The organism is Mesorhizobium sp. PL10, from assembly GCF_053714315.1.
In genome coordinates, this window is record NZ_JBSKBR010000004.1 from 1 (window position 1) to 15358 (window position 15358).

General features: G+C 63.0%; 20 protein-coding genes and 2 pseudogenes. 7 read left to right on the forward strand and 15 right to left on the reverse strand.

Annotated elements, in window-relative coordinates; all coding sequences use genetic code 11:
- Positions 1-75 precede the first annotated feature (75 nt).
- The 5 genes from ACWGTO_RS08330 to ACWGTO_RS08350 all read right to left on the reverse strand — a co-directional run bounded on the left by ACWGTO_RS08330 (position 76) and on the right by ACWGTO_RS08350 (position 5412).
- Positions 76-1110, reverse strand: a complete 1035-nt coding sequence (locus tag ACWGTO_RS08330) for an ABC transporter substrate-binding protein (protein WP_454574389.1) — start codon at positions 1108-1110, stop codon at positions 76-78.
- Between the two features lie 74 nt (positions 1111-1184).
- Positions 1185-2099 carry a sugar phosphate isomerase/epimerase family protein gene (locus ACWGTO_RS08335; RefSeq protein ID WP_454574390.1) on the reverse strand — a complete coding sequence of 305 codons (915 nt, stop codon included), beginning with the start codon at positions 2097-2099 and terminating at the stop codon, positions 1185-1187.
- Positions 2100-2134: 35 nt separating this feature from the next.
- Entirely contained in the window at positions 2135-3667 is a 1533-nt protein-coding gene (locus ACWGTO_RS08340) for a mannitol dehydrogenase family protein (RefSeq protein ID WP_454574391.1), read from the reverse strand.
- Positions 3664-4446 (reverse strand): SDR family oxidoreductase, encoded by a 783-nt coding sequence (locus ACWGTO_RS08345; RefSeq protein WP_454574392.1) that lies wholly within the window; start codon positions 4444-4446, stop codon positions 3664-3666. The genes ACWGTO_RS08340 and ACWGTO_RS08345 overlap by 4 nt, the downstream gene beginning before the upstream one ends.
- Positions 4447-4524: 78 nt before the next feature.
- The gene (locus ACWGTO_RS08350; protein WP_454574393.1) at positions 4525-5412 is read right to left on the reverse strand and encodes a MurR/RpiR family transcriptional regulator; all 888 of its coding nucleotides are present in this window, start codon (positions 5410-5412) and stop codon (positions 4525-4527) included.
- A gap of 86 nt (positions 5413-5498) precedes the next feature.
- Between ACWGTO_RS08350 and ACWGTO_RS08355 the strand changes: the two genes are divergently transcribed.
- Positions 5499-6683, forward strand: a complete 1185-nt coding sequence (locus tag ACWGTO_RS08355; protein WP_454574394.1) for a Gfo/Idh/MocA family protein — start codon at positions 5499-5501, stop codon at positions 6681-6683.
- A gap of 103 nt (positions 6684-6786) precedes the next feature.
- Here ACWGTO_RS08355 and rsgA read toward each other — a convergent pair whose 3' ends face one another.
- From rsgA to ACWGTO_RS08370, 3 genes are all read right to left on the reverse strand, one after another.
- Complete coding sequence (gene rsgA, locus ACWGTO_RS08360) at positions 6787-7806, reverse strand: ribosome small subunit-dependent GTPase A (RefSeq protein WP_454574395.1); 1020 nt, start codon at positions 7804-7806, stop codon at positions 6787-6789.
- A 665-nt stretch (positions 7807-8471) separates the two neighbouring features.
- Positions 8472-8651, reverse strand: a complete 180-nt coding sequence (locus ACWGTO_RS08365) for a hypothetical protein (protein ID WP_454574396.1) — start codon at positions 8649-8651, stop codon at positions 8472-8474.
- A gap of 66 nt (positions 8652-8717) precedes the next feature.
- The gene (locus ACWGTO_RS08370) at positions 8718-9596 is read right to left on the reverse strand and encodes an AraC family transcriptional regulator (RefSeq protein WP_454574397.1); all 879 of its coding nucleotides are present in this window, start codon (positions 9594-9596) and stop codon (positions 8718-8720) included.
- 702 nt (positions 9597-10298) lie between these two features.
- Between ACWGTO_RS08370 and ACWGTO_RS08375 the strand changes: the two are divergent.
- Positions 10299-10502 (forward strand): annotated as a pseudogene (locus tag ACWGTO_RS08375) (low affinity iron permease family protein); the annotation flags it as partial.
- A 13-nt stretch (positions 10503-10515) separates the two neighbouring features.
- On the opposite strand, the gene ACWGTO_RS08380 reads toward ACWGTO_RS08375, so the two are convergent.
- The 4 genes from ACWGTO_RS08380 to ACWGTO_RS08395 form a co-directional block, all read right to left on the reverse strand.
- The gene (locus tag ACWGTO_RS08380) at positions 10516-11022 is read right to left on the reverse strand and encodes a YciE/YciF ferroxidase family protein (RefSeq protein ID WP_454574398.1); all 507 of its coding nucleotides are present in this window, start codon (positions 11020-11022) and stop codon (positions 10516-10518) included.
- 153 nt (positions 11023-11175) lie between these two features.
- On the reverse strand, positions 11176-11382 hold the full coding sequence (locus ACWGTO_RS08385) for a hypothetical protein (protein ID WP_454574399.1): 207 nt from the start codon (positions 11380-11382) through the stop codon (positions 11176-11178).
- Positions 11383-11509: 127 nt separating this feature from the next.
- Positions 11510-11704 carry a hypothetical protein gene (locus tag ACWGTO_RS08390; protein ID WP_454574400.1) on the reverse strand — a complete coding sequence of 65 codons (195 nt, stop codon included), beginning with the start codon at positions 11702-11704 and terminating at the stop codon, positions 11510-11512.
- A 24-nt stretch (positions 11705-11728) separates the two neighbouring features.
- Positions 11729-11992, reverse strand: coding sequence for a hypothetical protein (locus ACWGTO_RS08395; RefSeq protein ID WP_454574401.1), 264 nt, complete (start codon positions 11990-11992; stop codon positions 11729-11731).
- Between the two features lie 297 nt (positions 11993-12289).
- On the opposite strand from ACWGTO_RS08395, the gene ACWGTO_RS08400 reads away from it, so the two are divergent.
- The 3 genes from ACWGTO_RS08400 (at position 12290) to ACWGTO_RS08410 (ending at position 13774) form a co-directional block, all read left to right on the forward strand.
- The gene (locus tag ACWGTO_RS08400) at positions 12290-13012 is read left to right on the forward strand and encodes a Crp/Fnr family transcriptional regulator (protein ID WP_454574402.1); all 723 of its coding nucleotides are present in this window, start codon (positions 12290-12292) and stop codon (positions 13010-13012) included.
- Between the two features lie 124 nt (positions 13013-13136).
- Positions 13137-13391: a DUF6894 family protein gene (locus tag ACWGTO_RS08405; protein WP_454574403.1), complete on the forward strand. Its 255-nt coding sequence runs from the start codon at positions 13137-13139 to the stop codon at positions 13389-13391.
- 188 nt (positions 13392-13579) lie between these two features.
- Entirely contained in the window at positions 13580-13774 is a 195-nt protein-coding gene (locus ACWGTO_RS08410; protein WP_454574404.1) for a hypothetical protein, read from the forward strand.
- A gap of 134 nt (positions 13775-13908) precedes the next feature.
- On the opposite strand, the gene ACWGTO_RS08415 is transcribed toward ACWGTO_RS08410, so the two are convergent.
- Positions 13909-14118 (reverse strand): hypothetical protein, encoded by a 210-nt coding sequence (locus ACWGTO_RS08415; protein WP_454574405.1) that lies wholly within the window; start codon positions 14116-14118, stop codon positions 13909-13911.
- Between the two features lie 194 nt (positions 14119-14312).
- Here ACWGTO_RS08415 and ACWGTO_RS08420 point away from each other — a divergent pair.
- Positions 14313-14450, forward strand: a pseudogene (locus ACWGTO_RS08420) (inorganic diphosphatase); the annotation flags it as partial.
- A gap of 32 nt (positions 14451-14482) precedes the next feature.
- On the forward strand, positions 14483-14761 hold the full coding sequence (locus tag ACWGTO_RS08425) for an inorganic diphosphatase (protein ID WP_454574406.1): 279 nt from the start codon (positions 14483-14485) through the stop codon (positions 14759-14761).
- A gap of 27 nt (positions 14762-14788) precedes the next feature.
- Here ACWGTO_RS08425 and ACWGTO_RS08430 read toward each other — a convergent pair whose 3' ends face one another.
- Together ACWGTO_RS08430 and ACWGTO_RS08435 are read right to left on the reverse strand one after the other, a co-directional pair.
- Positions 14789-15079: a hypothetical protein gene (locus ACWGTO_RS08430; RefSeq protein WP_454574407.1), complete on the reverse strand. Its 291-nt coding sequence runs from the start codon at positions 15077-15079 to the stop codon at positions 14789-14791.
- Between the two features lie 16 nt (positions 15080-15095).
- Positions 15096-15287 carry a hypothetical protein gene (locus tag ACWGTO_RS08435; RefSeq protein ID WP_454574408.1) on the reverse strand — a complete coding sequence of 64 codons (192 nt, stop codon included), beginning with the start codon at positions 15285-15287 and terminating at the stop codon, positions 15096-15098.
- Positions 15288-15358 lie beyond the last annotated feature (71 nt).

Here is a 15358-nt window from a genome sequence, read left to right on the forward strand (position 1 = left end):
AGCACCCCTCATCCGTCTCGGCGCTGCGCGCCGATCCACCTTCTCCCACAGGGGGAGAAGGCAGAGGCGCAGCCCTTACTCTCCCGGCCCCTTGCAAGCCACGATCTGCTCCTTCGTGTAGGTCGTCCACTCAGGGATCGAGATCGAGACAGGCCATTCCGGGCTGAGCGAAGGGTCGGCGGCGGCTTTCAGTTTGGCCTTGCCTTCGTCGGTGGCGTTGTCCCACAGCTGTGGGTCGACCAGCACGGTCTGCTGCGCCGGCTTCTTGCCGTCGAGGATCTGCAGCGCCAGCGTGACGCCCGCACCGCCGATCGAACCGGGGTTGGTGACGGCGGCGCCGACGAGGCCCTTGACCGAGCTGAGCTGGCCGACGAAGCCGGCGTTGTCGGCGCCGACCACCGGCACCAGCGGCGCCTGCGATTCGACCAGCGCGTCGACGATGACGTTGTCGATGCCGGAGGTCCAGATGCCGTTGATCGGCGTGCCCGTGGCCAGGAACGACAGCATCTGCTGCTTGGCTTGGTCCTGCTGCCAGCCGGTGAAGACCTCCTGCGCGACCTTCACGTCGGGGTTTTCGGCCAGCGCCTTCTTGAAGCCTTTGTCGCGGTCGCTATCGGCCGAGGCGCCGGCGGCGCCGCGCATGTAGAACACCTCGCCCTTGCCGCCCATCTGCTGGAACAGCCACTTGGCACCGAGATAGGCATACTGTTCCTGGTTGTTGGAGATGATGTAGGCCGACGGCTCGGTGACCGCCTGGTCGACGGCGACGACGACGATGCCGGCCTTGGTGGCTTCTTCCAGGCCTGCCTTGATGCCGGCCGGATCGGCCGGGTTGACGACGATGGCGTCGACCTTGGCGCTGATCAAATTGCGGATGTCTTCGAGCTGGCCGGCGGCGTCGGTGTTGCGGTGGGCGATGTTGAGCTTGGCGACTTCACCGGAAGCCAGCGCCTGCGCCTTCATCGCGCAGACCATTTCCTCGCGCCAGCCATTGCCCTGCACGGTGTTGGAAATGCCGATCGTGTATTTGCCTTCCGCCGACGAGACGCCCACCGAGGCCAGCAAGGCAGCGCCCGCAAGCAGCGGGACCATGGTCAGTATTTTCTTCATGTCAGTACTCCTCCACATTGTTTTCAGTTTCAGGGCCGGACCCTCGGAAGGATCAGACCAAGACGTTTTCATCATCATTTGACGAAGGGTCGCAGGACGTCGCGGGCGAGCAGAAAGCCGCGCTTGACCCGATCGTCGCTGCCTTCAAAGCGCCTGTCCTCGTGCTCGATGATGACCGAGCCGTCATAGCCGGCGCGGTAGAGGCCGGAAAAGAAGCCGCTCCAGTCGACATCGCCCAGCCCCGGCATGCGCGGCACTTGCCAGCCTATCCCGGCTGACAGGATTCCGCGCTCATACAAACCATCATGATCAATCATCAGATCCTTGGCGTGGACATGCAGCATGTAGGGGCCGAATTCCCGGATGAAGCGGCTCTGGTCGATCATCTGCCAGACCAGATGCGAGGGGTCGAAATTCATGCCGACATCGCCGCCCCAGGCCTCCAGGATGCGGCGCCAGACCTGCGGCGAGTAAGCGATGTTGTGCCCGCCCGGCCATTCGTCATAGCTGAAGATCATCGGGCAATTCTCGAAGGCGAGCTTTACGCCGTGGTCACGCGCATGAGCGACGATTTCGGGCCAGACGGTGAGGGCGTCCTGCCAGTTGACGTCGACGGCCTTCGAGGCATCGCCGCCGCAGAATGTGTTGACCACGGACACACCCATATTGGCGGCCAGCACGATGACCTTCTTCAGATGGCCGATGACCGCCTCGCGGTGTGCGGGGTCGGGATGCAGCGGGTTGGGATAATAGCCGAGGCCGGAGACTGTCAGTTGCTTCTGCGCCAACTCGGCGACGATGTCCTTGGCTTGTGCAGGGGAGGTGGAAGCGGCATCGATATGGCTGGTGCCGGCATAGCGTCGCGTGGCGCCGGAGGTTTTCGGCCAGCAGGCGATCTCCAGCGCCTCGAACCCGGCCGAGTGCGCCCAGCCGGCGACCTCACCAAGCGGCGTCTCCGCGAAGGGCGCGGTGAGCAATCCAAGTTTCATAGTGCCTCCCCTGGTCGTGGCTTCACGACCGGTACCTATAATGCCGATTGTTTGGATCGCTTCAACCTCGCGACCTCATCTTGTTCCAGACTGTGTCGGACCGCCGCCATCGGATCGTCCGAAAGCAGTTCGCCAAGCGCTGAAGTGACAGCTGCGCGGAAGGTCCCGTCAGCGGCAAGGCCGGGGTCGAATATCCCGTCGATGGCAAGGATTGCGGACGCCAGCGCCTGCGCATCATGGCCGGTGGCATCGGCGATCGCCGCGACCTTATCCGCATAGGGATCCGACACCGGCCAGCGTCTGCCGAAACGGTCCGAGGCCTGGATGAGATAGGCCATCCAGCCGGCGACCGGCACCGACAGCAGGCCGATGCTGGCGCCCTGGCTCAGCCGGTCGCGGATCGGGTTGAGCAGGCGCTGCACGATCTTCTGCGAGCTATCGGTGGCGATCTGGTGGTTGCGGTGGCGGATCGCGGTGTTCTTCAGCCTGCCGAGGCTCTGCTCGACATAGGCAAGCGGCAAGATGCCAGGCACAGGCATCAGCGTCGGCACAGTCTCTTCGACCAGCATGCGCCTGATGAAGTCCGACAGCAGCGGGTCGGCCATGGCATCCGATGTGTGCTCCAGCCCGGCCAGTACGCCTAGCGTCGCCAGCGATGTCTGGGCGCCGTTCAGCACCCGCATCTTGAGATGCTCGAAGGGCGTGACATTGTCGACGAACGTAGCGCCGACCAGATCCCAGCGCGGCATGCGGCCGGCGAATTTTTCCTCGATCACCCATTGCCGGAACGGCTCACTGACAGCGACTGCGCCATCGCGGTAGCCGAACCATTGCTCGACGCTGTCGAGGTCGGCCTGCGTTACCGCCGGCGCGATGCGATCGACCATGGCCGAGGGGAAAGCGACATTGGCCGCAATCCAGTCCGCCAGCCCATTGCCGCGCCGTTCGGCAAAGCTGCGCACGACATTGCCGAGGATGATGCCATTGGCCGGAATGTTGTCGCAGGAGAGCAGCGTGAGTGGCCTTCCATGCGTGGCCATGCGCAGCTCCAGCGCCCGCGCCAATACTCCGGGCGCGCTGCGCGGTGTCTCGGGGTTGGCGAGGTCATGGACAATATCGGGATGGTCGAGGTCGAGGTCGCCGTTCGATGGGATGTGGCAATAGCCTTTCTCGGTCACCGTCATCGTCACCAGTTCGATGTCGGGAGACACCAACACACCGAGCGCGGGTGCGGCACTTTCCTGGCTGTCGACCACCCTGACGATGCTGCCGATGACGCGCGCCTCGATGTGGCTGTTCTCGCGGATCAGTCGCGTGTAGAGGCCGCTCTGCCGTCCCAGCGTGCCGGCAAGGCTTGGCGGGCGGATGTTGATGCCGACGATGCCCCAGCGGTCGAAGCGCAGCGAGATGAGATCGTCGATGTATTCGGCCTGATGGCAGCGGTGGAAGGCGCCGACGCCGAGATGCGCCATGCCGGGCGCCAGCATCGTGCGGTTATAGGACGGCGTCTGGACCGATGCCGGCAAGCGGTCGAGCAGCGCCGGCCCAAGCGTTTCGATGGCGCTCACCGGTTCGCCCCGATCACCGCCTGCTCCTGGTCGATCACCGCGCCGGTCATCGGCCCTGCGGCGTCGGAGAGCAGAAAGACGGCGAGACTGGCGATATCGTTCGGCGTCAGCAGCCGGCCGAAAGGCTGCGCGGCATTGGCCTTGTCGAGCCAGCCGGGGCCGTTGCCCAGCGTTTCGGCCTGCATGATGCGTTCGGCCGGCGTGTCGGTCCAGCCGACATTGATGCCGTTGACGCGGATGCGGTCGAAGCGGTGGGCATTGGCGGCGTTCTTGGTCAGCGTCGCCAGCGCGCCCTTGGTGGCGGAATAGACGGCAAGCTCCGGCGAACCGCAATGGGCGTTGATCGACAGGATGTTGACGATCGCGCCGGGCTCTCCGCGCTTCTTCATGTCGGCGATCGCCGCCTGCATCAGGAAGAACGGCGCGCGCGCGTTGACGGCGAACAGCGATGCCCAATCGTCGAGGCTGGCGTCGAGGAAAGAAGCGCGGTCGGTCAGCCCGGCGGCGTTCACGAGGGCGTCGATGTGGCCGAAGCGCTCGATGCAGGCCTGCGCCAGGAGGGCAGGGGCTGCCGGATCGGCGAGATCGGCGGCAACGAAGATCGTCGGCGTGCCCAATTGTGAAAGCTCAGCCGCGACGGCATCGCCGCGCGCCCTCTCACGGCCGGTGACCAGAAGGCCAGTGGCGCTGGAACGCGCCAGCGTCTCGGCTATGGCGCGGCCAATGCCTTGCGTCGACCCGGTGATCAAAGCCACCTTGCCGTCCAGCCGGATCTCCATTCCTACTCCCGGAACAAAGTTTCTATTTTTCCGAATATGGAACGGCAATTCCCGATAGTCAATTGGACCAGCGGCGCCTCATTCGCCACGCCTTGACGCGACACCGTGGACCAGTGCCATTCCCACGGCGAGCGAGGCCGCCAGCGAGCGGAAGCCGGCAAAGTCGGATTCCACCACTTCCAGCCAGCTGTCCGAAAGCCGGATCAGCGGGCTGAAGGTGCTGTCGGTGACGGTGACGATGCGCGCCTTGCGCTCATGCGCCACCGCGACGAGGTCGGGCGTGATCGAATTGTAGGGACTGAAGGAGACCGCCAGAACCGCATCCCGCCCGCCGATGCAGCCGATCTGGTCGAGCGCCGAGGAGCCGACATTGTCGACCAGCACATTGCGCACGCCCTGCTGCGACAGGGTCAGCGACAGGTAAGCGGTGACGGGAAAGGCGCGCTTGGAGCCGATGACATAGATCAGGTCGGCCGCCGCCAGCAGCGCCACCATCTTGTCGAAACTCTTGACGTTGAAGCCGGCCTCGATGCGGCCAAGCGAGGCCTGCGATGCGCCGACCATGCCGTGCAGGAAATGCAGATTGGGCTCGGTCTCGGTGCGCGGCTCGCCGCGTCCCTCCGGCCATGATCCCTTGATGTGCTCCTTGAACAGGCCCTGGAAATCGGAAAAGCCGGAATAGCCGAAGATCTGGGCAAAGCGCACCAGCGTCGAGGGTTGCACGCCGGCCTGCGCCGCCACCTGCGCGATGGTGCCGAGCGCCACGTCGCTCGGATGCTGCCACAGGAAGATCGCCACCTGGCGCAGCCGCTTGGGAAAATGCACCGTACCCGACGACAGCACCGCGCGCAGCTCCTCATAGGTCTGCGGCTGGATGTAGCCGAGTGCCGCCAGCGAGCGTCCGCGCTTGCGCGTCGCCGCCTCGTCGGCGATCGATCGTCCGGATCCCTTGCTTGCCCCACTCATGATTTCAGGCTAGCGCGATACGATCGTTTTACAATATGAAAATTGGAACATGTGTTCGAAAGCGGTCTGCCGGGAGGAGCTTGAAAATGGTCTATGCAACATCGGACGGATCGGCGGGCAAGCGGCTCAGGGTCGGCATGGTCGGCGGGGGCCGCAACGCCTTTATTGGGGCCGTGCATCGCCTCGCCATGCGTCTCGACGATCAGATCGTTCTGGTCGCCGGCGCGCTGTCGTCCGATCCGGAGAACGCAGCCGCCTCGGCCGCCGAGATCGGCATCGCGCCGGAACGCAGCTATGCCGATTATCGCGCCATGGCAAAGGCTGAAGCGGCGCGGCCCGACGGCATCGAGGCGGTCGTTGTCGTCACGCCGAACCATCTGCACGCGCCGATCGCCACCGCCTTTCTTGAGGCCGGCATCGACGTGATCTGCGACAAACCGCTGTCGACGACGCTGACCGATGCCGAGGCTCTGGTGGCGCTGGCGAAGGCGAAAAAGCGCCGCTTCGTCGTCACGCTGAACAACACCGGCTACGCCATGGTGCGGCAGGCACGCGAGATGGTGGCGGCGGGCGCGCTCGGCCGCATCGTTTCCGTGCACGGCGCCTATATCCAGGATTGGCTGACGAAGCCGATCGACGCCGAGGGCCAGAAGCAGGCGGAGTGGCGCACCGATCCAGCGCGCGCCGGGCAGTCGGCGGTGCTGGCCGATATCGGCGTGCATGCCTTCAACCTGGCAAGCTATATCTCCGGCTGCGAGGCCGGGGCTGTTTCGGCCGATCTGTTCACCGCCGTGCCGGGACGCCGGCTCGACGACAATGCGCATGTGCTGGTGCGCTGGACCGGCGGCGCGCGCGGCACGATCCTGGCCAGCCAGACCTCGCCCGGCCACTACAATGACCTCTCCGTGCGCATCTACGGCGACAGAGCCGGGCTGGAATGGTCGGGCGGGCGGCCCGAGGAATTGCGCTTCTCGCCATATGGCGAGGAAACCCGCACGCTGGTGCGCGGCGGCCATGGCTCGACCGCCGAAAGTCAGCGGGTCTCGCGCATGCCGGCGGCGCATCCGGAAGGCTATATCGAAGCCTTCGCCAATTTCTACCGCGACGCCGCCGACATTATTCGCGCGCATCGGTCGGGCGGTGTGGTCGATGCAGCAAGGGCCGCGCAGGTGCCGGATGTTATCGATGGCGCGCGCGGGGTGAAGTTTGTTGCGGCGGCGGTGGAGTCGAATGCGGCGGGTGGCGCGTGGACGGCGGCGCGGTTTGGGTGAAGTGGACCGATGACTGCCGTGGTCTAGCGGCAGTGGCGCCACCCTATGCGATTGCTTTGGGTCCAGCAGCGAACCGATCCGCATTGCTTTGCGAATTGCGCGCTCAACGCCGCTTTGGGCGACCGCCGGGAGATTTGTTGCCGCGCGGCCCGGTCTGAACCGGCGTATTCCCCTGGTTCTCCTCGGACAGTTTGCGCCAGCGGGCAAGGCGCTCGGGATCGAGCGTACCGGCCTTCAAGGCAGCCTGCACGGCGCAGCCTGGTTCGTGGACATGGGTGCAGTCGCGGAACTTGCACAGCGGGGCGAGCTCGGTGATTTCGGCAAACAGCGTGTCGATGCCGGAAGCGACGTCACTGACATGCAGCGTGCGCATGCCGGGCGTATCGATCACCCAGCCGCCACCGGCAATGGCGTGCAACGATCGCGCCGTGGTGGTGTGGCGTCCCTTGGCATCGTGCTCCCTGATGCCGGCGGTCTGTTGCGGCGATTGCTGCGCCGAGCCGGCCAGCGTGTTGACCAGCGTCGATTTGCCGACGCCGGAGGAGCCGACCAGCGCCACCGTCTGGCCCGCGCCGCACCAGGGGGCGAGGGCCGTTGCGGCATCGGCGACGCGCGGGTTCAGCATCACCACGGCCAGTCCGCGCTGAAGGGACGCGGCCTGGCGTTGGTACGCCTCGGCGTCGTCAGCCGTATCGGCCTTGGTCAGCAGGAGCACCGGCGTCGTTCCGGCCTCGTTGGCCAGCGCTAGATAGCGCTCGAGCCGGGCGATGTTGAAATCGGCATTGCAGGAGGTGACGATGAACAGCGTGTCGACATTGGCAGCGGCCAGCTGCGGCACCCTGCCGCCCTGCGTGCGGCGCTCCAGCACCGTCTTGCGGGTCAGGCGGCGGCGCAGCAGATGCGTATGGGGTTCGACCAGCACCCAATCGCCGACGGCATAGTCGCCGGTGTTGGCATTGGGCGGTAGCGTCAGATCCGTTGGCCCTGCCAGAGACAGGCCGGCCAGGCGGTCACGATGCACCGAGGCGATGCGCGCCGGGATGAGGTCTTTCTCATCAGGTTCAAGCTGATCGCCGAAAAACTCCACCCATCCGAGGCTGGCGAGGGTAGCGCGATCTGTCACAGCCTTGACCAAGGGGACGGTGTCGCAGGCATCGGGGGTATCCTTGGCAAATGGGCCGACAACAGCCCTTTGAAGCAGGGCGATGATCTGAGCCGTTCTATGGGGGCATGGCGGTGTTTGGCAAGCCGGGCCATCAAAAGCTCGGGAGGCCAGGCATCCACAACCGCCGGCAGCCTTTCTTCCCCGCGGCGGACGTCGGGACGTGGAGCGATCTGGCGGCTACCGATCCCGATCCGTTTGCGGATGAAAGGAACGCGCCGCGGCCAAGAAAAAGAAGAAACCGCCGCAGGCGTGAGCGGAGTTCGCGCGCACCGAGGCGCGCTGTCTTCCTTGCGAGGGGAGGGGATGGCCGGCGCCACAGGGGGCGGGGGGTTGGGATGGGGTTGCCTGAAGCACCGGCCAAAGCGGGACAAGTCCCACGCCCAACAAGCTAGCAGAGGTTGGATCGGTTCATATGGTGTGATCGCGGAACTGGCGCAAAAGCGCTTTCGCATCGCCGCTTCGGCGCCGCCAAAGGCGGCGCAACCGGGGGTTTCCAGTGGGTTGCGTGGGTTGCGCAAGCGCCGGTTGAGGACGTTCGGGCAACTGCCGTTTTGAGTGTTGGTTCGAGCGCCAAGTGGGGCGCTACGAGCCGCGCGGCCCTGCATCGCCGCGCCCGGCAGATGCTAGCGGCTGATGTACTCGCGGCTGATGTATTTGACGAAGACCGGCTGCGACAGGATCTCGCGGCGGATCTCGATGCTGTCGATGGCGCGTTCCAGATCGCCGGCGAACGGGTTGGGATCGATGATCGGCGCGTCGCGCAGGTGGGCTGATTTCAGCGTGACGCTGCCGCGTGGGTGCACTATGCGATTTCACGCCGATGATGGCTCCACCAGCGATTCACCATGCCGTGGCCCCACCCCACCGCGCTATTTCAGCGGCAGAAAAAGCTCAAGCACCACTTCGCGCAGCGGCCCGTTCGGGAAGTAGGACAGATGTCGCTGGCAGTAGATCGGAAAGTCGCGGGCTTCCTCGCCGCTGGCCGGAAGCCATTCGCGGTAGAGGTAAAGCGCTGCCGGCTCGAGATTGTTGGTGTTGCCGGGATAGCGCAGCACCGCGCAGCGTCCGCCGGGTATCACGCCGGCCTTCATCTGCGGGTCCTCGATCGGCTGGTCGGTTCCGGCACAGATGTCCATGCTGTAATCGGCCGCGACCGCCGGCTCCCTTTCGGAACGGAAGATGTTGAAGGTCGGGCTTGTCTCGGGCGACAGGCCGGCGGCCTTGCGCCAGGCGATGAAGCGCTGGATGGTGTCAGGAAGCGTCGCCCGGTCGCCGCGATGTTCCATGATCGCCACCGGCGTCGGCGGTACATCGCGGATCGTCACGTCGTCGGGTTCGAAGATTATTTGCATGAGCGTTGTCCTTGCTTTTTCGAGCGGCCCGAAGGCCATGAGCCACGACCCCCAGTCGGGAGACTTCCGGAACGACGAAGGCGATTGTCCGAACCGTTGCCGAAAGGCACGGGCGAAGGCATCCGGTGCGTCGTAGCCGGCATCCATCGCTATATCGGTGACACTTTGGGCATCGCTCTCGGCAAGCCGGTACGAAGCGCGCTTCAGGCGGGCGAGCTGGACATAGCGATGCACGGACACCCCGAAGGTTGAGGTGAACTGCCGGTGGAAATGGAATTTCGAGAACGCCGCAACGCTGCTCAAGGATTCCAGATCCAGATCGTCGTTCAGATGCTGGTCGATATAGTCCAACACCCGCTGCATCCGGGCATGGTCGTGTTCAAGTGCCGCCTTCATCGTCTCGTCCTGCGTGGCGACACCAGATAGGCCCGTTCGGACATCTCGCGCTCGACCGATCTTGCGGTTTGACATGGATGGATGGGTGCGACTAGCGGGCTCACGCAGTCGAGCATGATCGGCAGCGGCTTGGCGACCGCGTTGCTGGCCGCCGCTCAGCGAGCCTTCCGGGTCGCGCCGCCTGGTGGCAAGGATCGGGAAGAAGGAGAGCATTGGTTTCGAAATCGGCCCCGACGGCTGCCTCGTCGCGGCGGGCATAGGCGCCGAGGCGGAGGTTCTCTTCGACCGTCATGTCGACGTAGATTTTTCGACCTTCCGATGAGTTTTCATAAGACTGATCCTTTGTTAGGGCACGGATGTGCGAGTGATTATCCCAGGGCGATTCAAATCCGGAATCCATCGGCCGGAGTTGCCTCACCCTGCCTTCCCTCGCGCGACGTGGCCGGCGCGGAACTTTCCGCCCGCACGTCAATTTTTCTACTGCTGGCAGACACGCCCAGCCACTCCAGAAGCTCTGCCCGCTGGCTTGCGCCAGCGGGCCTTTTTTTGCGCGCCTGGCTTTTGAAGTCGGTGGCTGGCGAGCCGGGTGTTTCGTGGCTGGTGATTGGAACTTAAATTTCCGGGACGTGTTTTGCCTCGAGCAGAAAATCCGAGAGGGCGGCACGCATGGATCTCAACTATCGAGCCCAGGTAAATCGACGCATGAACCGGTTTCTATTCCTCGCGGCTGACTTCCTCTCAAGGCCTCCCGGTTTCTATGTGATGATCTTTGCCATGATCATCTGCACGGCCCTGGTTCCGTTCGGCCTCACCAATGTGGTGACCTACGCTCTATCCGTAGCGGCCATAGTCATCACCGGCGTGGTGCTGATCCAGGGCTACCGCGATACGGCAGCCATTCATGCCAACGAAACGCGCCCTATGCCGCTTCCGCCGCGACGTTGACCGCGGACTCCGCGAGTTGGGTCAGCGTCGTATCGGTTTCCTTTTCTTCGCTCAGCGTGAGGTCGAGCAGTTTGACCGCGTCGTTGTAGCCGAGTTCCGAAGCCCAGGTGCGCAAGGTGCCGTAGCGCGAAATCTCGTAATGCTCGACGGCCTGTGCTGCCGCCAGCAGGCCGGCGTCGAGTGCCGCGGCGCCTTTGTACTCGTCCATGATCTCGGCACCTTCCTCAGTGATGCCCATGATGGCGGCGCAGGTCTTGCCGACCGGCTTCCTGCCGATGACTCCGAACACGCCCTCCAGCCGGGTCACGTGCTCTTCGGTCTGGCCGCGGTGCTTTTCGAAGGCTGCCTTCAGGTCAGAGCTTTGTGCTGCCTTGGCCATTTTCGGCAGGGTCGCGAGGATCTTCTTTTCGGCGAAATAGATGTCCTTCAGCGTGTCGTGAAAGAGGTCGCTCAGGTCTTTGGATGTCTTGCTCGGTGCCATTTGATATCTTCCTTGTTAGAGGCGCCTGTTAGGCGGGATACGGGGGGTCAACTCCTCCGCCATACACAGGTTCCTGCAACCGATGAAGAAAGGCGGCTGCCCTCACTGCCTGGGCGGCTCACCGCTTTTTGGAACGGCGACCGAGCGGCACTGTCAGACTTGGCTAAGCTCGCCGTAAAGCGCGTCTTCCTCAAAGACACCGCGCCTGAAAAGCTCCATCGCCGCCGCTGCGAGCTCGGCGGCCTCCGCGCAACCTTCGTCCAGGCTGCGCTCGGCGCGGATGCGGTCGTACACTTTTTTCAACAGCGTCAGGTCGTCCGGATATCCGATGCCGCTCTTCGATATGAAATGCTCGACCAAAACCCGCCTCCGCCCTGTGTGTGTTGGCTAGAGCAGCTCACCGTTTCACGACAATGGCGAACTACTCTATCTTTGTCCTTGCGCAGTTCCGGACGGAAAACCGTTTCACACCCTTCCTGGAATTGCTCTAGTCACGCTGCCACTGCCTGTTGCGCATCGCCACTGCCTCAACGAAAGCGCGTGCCGCCGCATCGCATGCGATCTTGGACGGCCCGTTGGCACACAGAACGATCTCCGCGGCGCGCATCGAGAGTCCAAATTTTTCTGCGAAGCTTTCCGTGTCGTAAGGCAGGTCGACCGGAATATCGTTTTCAGTTTTCATCACAAGTTTCCCAACGGCACTGATCTAGAAATCGGCGGATGTTTCGCTGTCGCCCATCGTTGGCAGGCCGCTGACGATGGCATTGCCATACCAGGCTTCGCCTGTCCTTGTGGTTATGGCAGCAACCAGCTTGGCATAAGTATCTGCGCCGGAGCCGTGCGCCCGCAGAATTTCCCACGCCAGATCGTCGCGCGGCAAAGGATCGACTATGCCGTTGGATTTGGACCAATGCCGGAAAACACGCCTGCAAAGCGCAAGCTCTTCGCTGTTCAAGACGCCGATCGGCATAGGGCTGCCCTCCTGCGGAGCGGGCGCTGCGCGCCTGCCTCGGCATGCCGCGTCCGGATTTGATCCCGTGGAGTGATTATGCCCTTATTTGGATTGTTCGCTTCAACGTATGTTAAGCTCGGGCGCTCCATTTTGCCAACCTTGCGCTGTTGGGCAAGTCATTCCCGCTTTTCGACAACCCTCATGAGAGGTGGTCCTGTTGCCGCCTTTTGGGCCACAGGTTATCATATGTTAGTGCTGCTTCCGGACCGGGCTTGAACCCTGCAGGGGATTTCACCGCAAGTTGGACTAATGGGCGTGAACTTTCTCAGTCGAAAGCTTCTCAATTTCGGGCGCCTCGACGAAGCCGATCTTTCTCTGCTTGACTCGATCGTGAGCGAGACCCGCACCGTCCGGGCCTATGTCGATCTGATCTCGGAAGGAGACAGGCCGGGCGACGTCCATCTGGTGCTGAGCGGATTTGCCTGCCGCTACAAGATCTTGCAGGACGGCCGGCGCCAGATCATGGCTTACCTCGTGCCTGGTGACCTCTGCGATCTGCATGCCTATCTGCTCGATCACATGGATCATTCCGTCGGAACGCTTGCCGCATGCCAGGTTGTGGATGTCAGCCGCTCGGCCATCCAGCAACTGCTTGACCGCCCGGCGATCGCCAGAGCCATGCTGATGAGCACGATGGTCGATGAGGGTACCTTGCGCGAGTGGCTGGTCAACATCGGCCAGAGACAGGCCGAGCCGAGAATTGCGCATCTGCTGTGCGAATTGCTGGCGCGGTTGCGGTCGGTCGGCCTGGTGTCGGACGACAGATACACGCTGCCGCTCACGCAGGTCGAGTTGGCCGACACAATGGGCGTCACGCCGGTGCATATGAACCGGGTCCTGCAGTCGCTTCGCCGCAAATCCTTGATCAGCCTCGAAGGCGACCAGCTGACGGTGCTCAACCCCAAGGGGCTCGAGCAGGAGGCCGGGTGGAACCCGAACTACCTGCATCTGCGCAAAAAACCTGCGTTCAGCGACTGAGCCTTTGCGCGGGGCCTCAATGCATAGGGGCCTTAACGCATGTGAATGCGGGTGCGGCAAATTTGCTGTCTTATGGCAAGACCAGCCCATCCCGGGTTGCGGATAGAACTTCGAGGCAGTCCCGATGCCCAGATATTTCTTCGACACCGGTTATGAACCGCTGCTGCGCGACGAAGACGGCGTCGTACTGGTCGATATCGAGGCTGCCTGGGAACAGGCAACACAGACCACCGGACACATATTACGCGATCTGGACGGCAACTTTGAACGCGATCGGGAATGGCGCATGGAAGTCAGCGATGGCGAGGGCCGGAGGCTGTTTACCCTGCACATCTCGACCACAGTCCACAGGGACTGGGCGCCGGCCGTCAGAGGGTGAAGGGATTCGGGGACGCTAGGGGTTCGCGCAGTCCCGTCAACCGGGGAATCGTGTACCTGGCCGGTCTTGATTCACATATGTGGTTGACCGCGCCATCAGAAAGCGGAGGATCGCTTGTCGCCCGCCTCTAACGGCATACGGGTGCTTGGTAGCCACATCAGGTGCTCCCGCCACAATGCGGGGCTCCCATGGCAAAACTCCACTTCCGCGATTCCGTTTCCGCCTTCGACTGCGATGTGATCCGCGAGGCGTTCAAAGCCTGGGTCCTGCAGGAGAATATTCCAGAGCATAAATGGCGCGACGGCGCCGCGCAGATGGTGCGGTCGATGACCGACCACGATGACGCGGATCCTGCCATGCTCGACTGGATTGTGCGGAAGTAGGCGCTACCCAAACTAAGCGCGTCGGGTCGAACCGGATTCATGCGACGCGCTTGAGGTCTTTCGTTTGATGCATGTCGTTGCCGCAAAACCGAGCTCATTTTGCCCGACGTGCAACAAGGGACTTGCCGACGCGCCTATTTTTTGTCCTGGCGCTTTTCGATCTCGTAGGTGAGCCAGCGGCAGAACATGCCGACGATCGATGCCACGGCACCGCCGAGCAGGCAGGCGACCAGCAGTGGATTTTGTGAAGCGCTCGACCAGCTCACGATGGCCAGCAGGACGACACTGGCGGTCGAAATCAGATAGCCGACGCCCTTGAGCAGATGCAGAGCAGCTCTTGTCATTCCCCTGAAATCTCCCTGTCAGAATCTCCTTAGCGGCGGCCTGTCCTCCGGAACATTCTTCCTGTCCTGAAGTTCCATCCAAGCGAACCGGATTCGAGAGAAGCACGCCGATGCCCGACTACCTGAAACTGCCGACCACGACCAAGGGTATGGTCAGAGTGGTGATCGAGACCCCGCGCGGGGCTGCCGCCAAAATGGCCTATGACCCGGCCATCCAGGCTTTCGCCTATGTTCGCCCGTTGCCGGTCGGTATGACCTATCCCTACGACTGGGGCTTTATCCCTTCGACACTCGGCGAGGATGGCGATCCCCTCGACGGGCTGGTCATCCACCAGGCGGCCACAGCCCCCGGCATCGTCATCAATTGCGATCTGCTGGGCGCCTTGCGGTCAAGCAAAAGGAGAAGGGTGGAGCGGCCCTGCGCAATGACCGCTACATCTTTTGCCCACGCAAGGAGGATGCCGAAGACGAGCCGGTCGCCGCGGACCAGGTGCCCGAGCATCTCAGGCGCGAGATCGAACAGTTCTTTCTGTCGTCGGTGCTGGGAACGGGCAAGACGATCAGATTCAAAGGCTGGCAGGACGCCAACGCGGCGCGCAAGTCCATCAAAAAGGGAATGAAGGCCTTCACGACCCGCAAATGAACACCGCCCTCGGTGGCCTATCGAGGTTCAGCGATCGTTGCGTTCGAGGCTGCGCGCGACCTCGGTCTGGGCGACCTGCAGCAGCGTGTCTATTTCGAACATCGCCACGGCATGCCCGCTATCGCGGATGACAATCCGGGCGCGGTGGACCAGGTCCGAGACCGCTCGCAGCGTTTCAGAATGGCTCGATGGATTCGACAACGGCGTGCCCTCCATCAGACACAACCTTTGGATCGGGAGACTGTTCCCAAAAAGCATGTCGCTGTCGTTTTGCAGGGGCTCGGCCGCCAATGAGGGAAGTGTCTTCGTGCCGATCAAGCATTCGCAGCCAATGCTAAATCCGCGTCACCGCCTCCAATCCCAGCCGCATTCGCTGGCCTTCGGCGAAAGTCAGGGCGAACGCCTTGAGTTCGAACGACGTTGTGGTTGCCTTGCCGTCTTCGACCACACGGACGAACCATTCGCCGCAGGCTTCGACCACTTCGATGGCGGATGGCTCAACTTTGTTGCTGTGGACGTTGTCCATCGCAATTCTCCTCAAGAGCAATGGGAAACGTCTATTTTTATAAGTCTCGCGCGAAGCGTTTTTCAATATCA

What these genes read in the sequence shown, in the direction of transcription:
- ACWGTO_RS08330 (WP_454574389.1), bottom strand. Translation starts at nt 1,110, where the DNA reads ATGAAGAAAATACTGACCATGGTCCCGCTGCTTGCGGGCGCTGCCTTG.
- ACWGTO_RS08335 (WP_454574390.1), bottom strand. Translation starts at nt 2,099, where the DNA reads ATGAAACTTGGATTGCTCACCGCGCCCTTCGCGGAGACGCCGCTTGGT.
- ACWGTO_RS08345 (WP_454574392.1), bottom strand. Translation starts at nt 4,446, where the DNA reads ATGGAGATCCGGCTGGACGGCAAGGTGGCTTTGATCACCGGGTCGACG.
- ACWGTO_RS08350 (WP_454574393.1), bottom strand. Translation starts at nt 5,412, where the DNA reads ATGAGTGGGGCAAGCAAGGGATCCGGACGATCGATCGCCGACGAGGCG.
- ACWGTO_RS08355 (WP_454574394.1), top strand. Translation starts at nt 5,499, where the DNA reads ATGGTCTATGCAACATCGGACGGATCGGCGGGCAAGCGGCTCAGGGTC.
- ACWGTO_RS08370 (WP_454574397.1), bottom strand. Translation starts at nt 9,596, where the DNA reads ATGAAGGCGGCACTTGAACACGACCATGCCCGGATGCAGCGGGTGTTG.
- ACWGTO_RS08380 (WP_454574398.1), bottom strand. Translation starts at nt 11,022, where the DNA reads ATGGCACCGAGCAAGACATCCAAAGACCTGAGCGACCTCTTTCACGAC.
- ACWGTO_RS08390 (WP_454574400.1), bottom strand. Translation starts at nt 11,704, where the DNA reads ATGAAAACTGAAAACGATATTCCGGTCGACCTGCCTTACGACACGGAA.
- ACWGTO_RS08395 (WP_454574401.1), bottom strand. Translation starts at nt 11,992, where the DNA reads ATGCCGATCGGCGTCTTGAACAGCGAAGAGCTTGCGCTTTGCAGGCGT.
- ACWGTO_RS08405 (WP_454574403.1), top strand. Translation starts at nt 13,137, where the DNA reads ATGCCCAGATATTTCTTCGACACCGGTTATGAACCGCTGCTGCGCGAC.
- ACWGTO_RS08410 (WP_454574404.1), top strand. Translation starts at nt 13,580, where the DNA reads ATGGCAAAACTCCACTTCCGCGATTCCGTTTCCGCCTTCGACTGCGAT.
- ACWGTO_RS08415 (WP_454574405.1), bottom strand. Translation starts at nt 14,118, where the DNA reads ATGACAAGAGCTGCTCTGCATCTGCTCAAGGGCGTCGGCTATCTGATT.
- ACWGTO_RS08435 (WP_454574408.1), bottom strand. Translation starts at nt 15,287, where the DNA reads ATGGACAACGTCCACAGCAACAAAGTTGAGCCATCCGCCATCGAAGTG.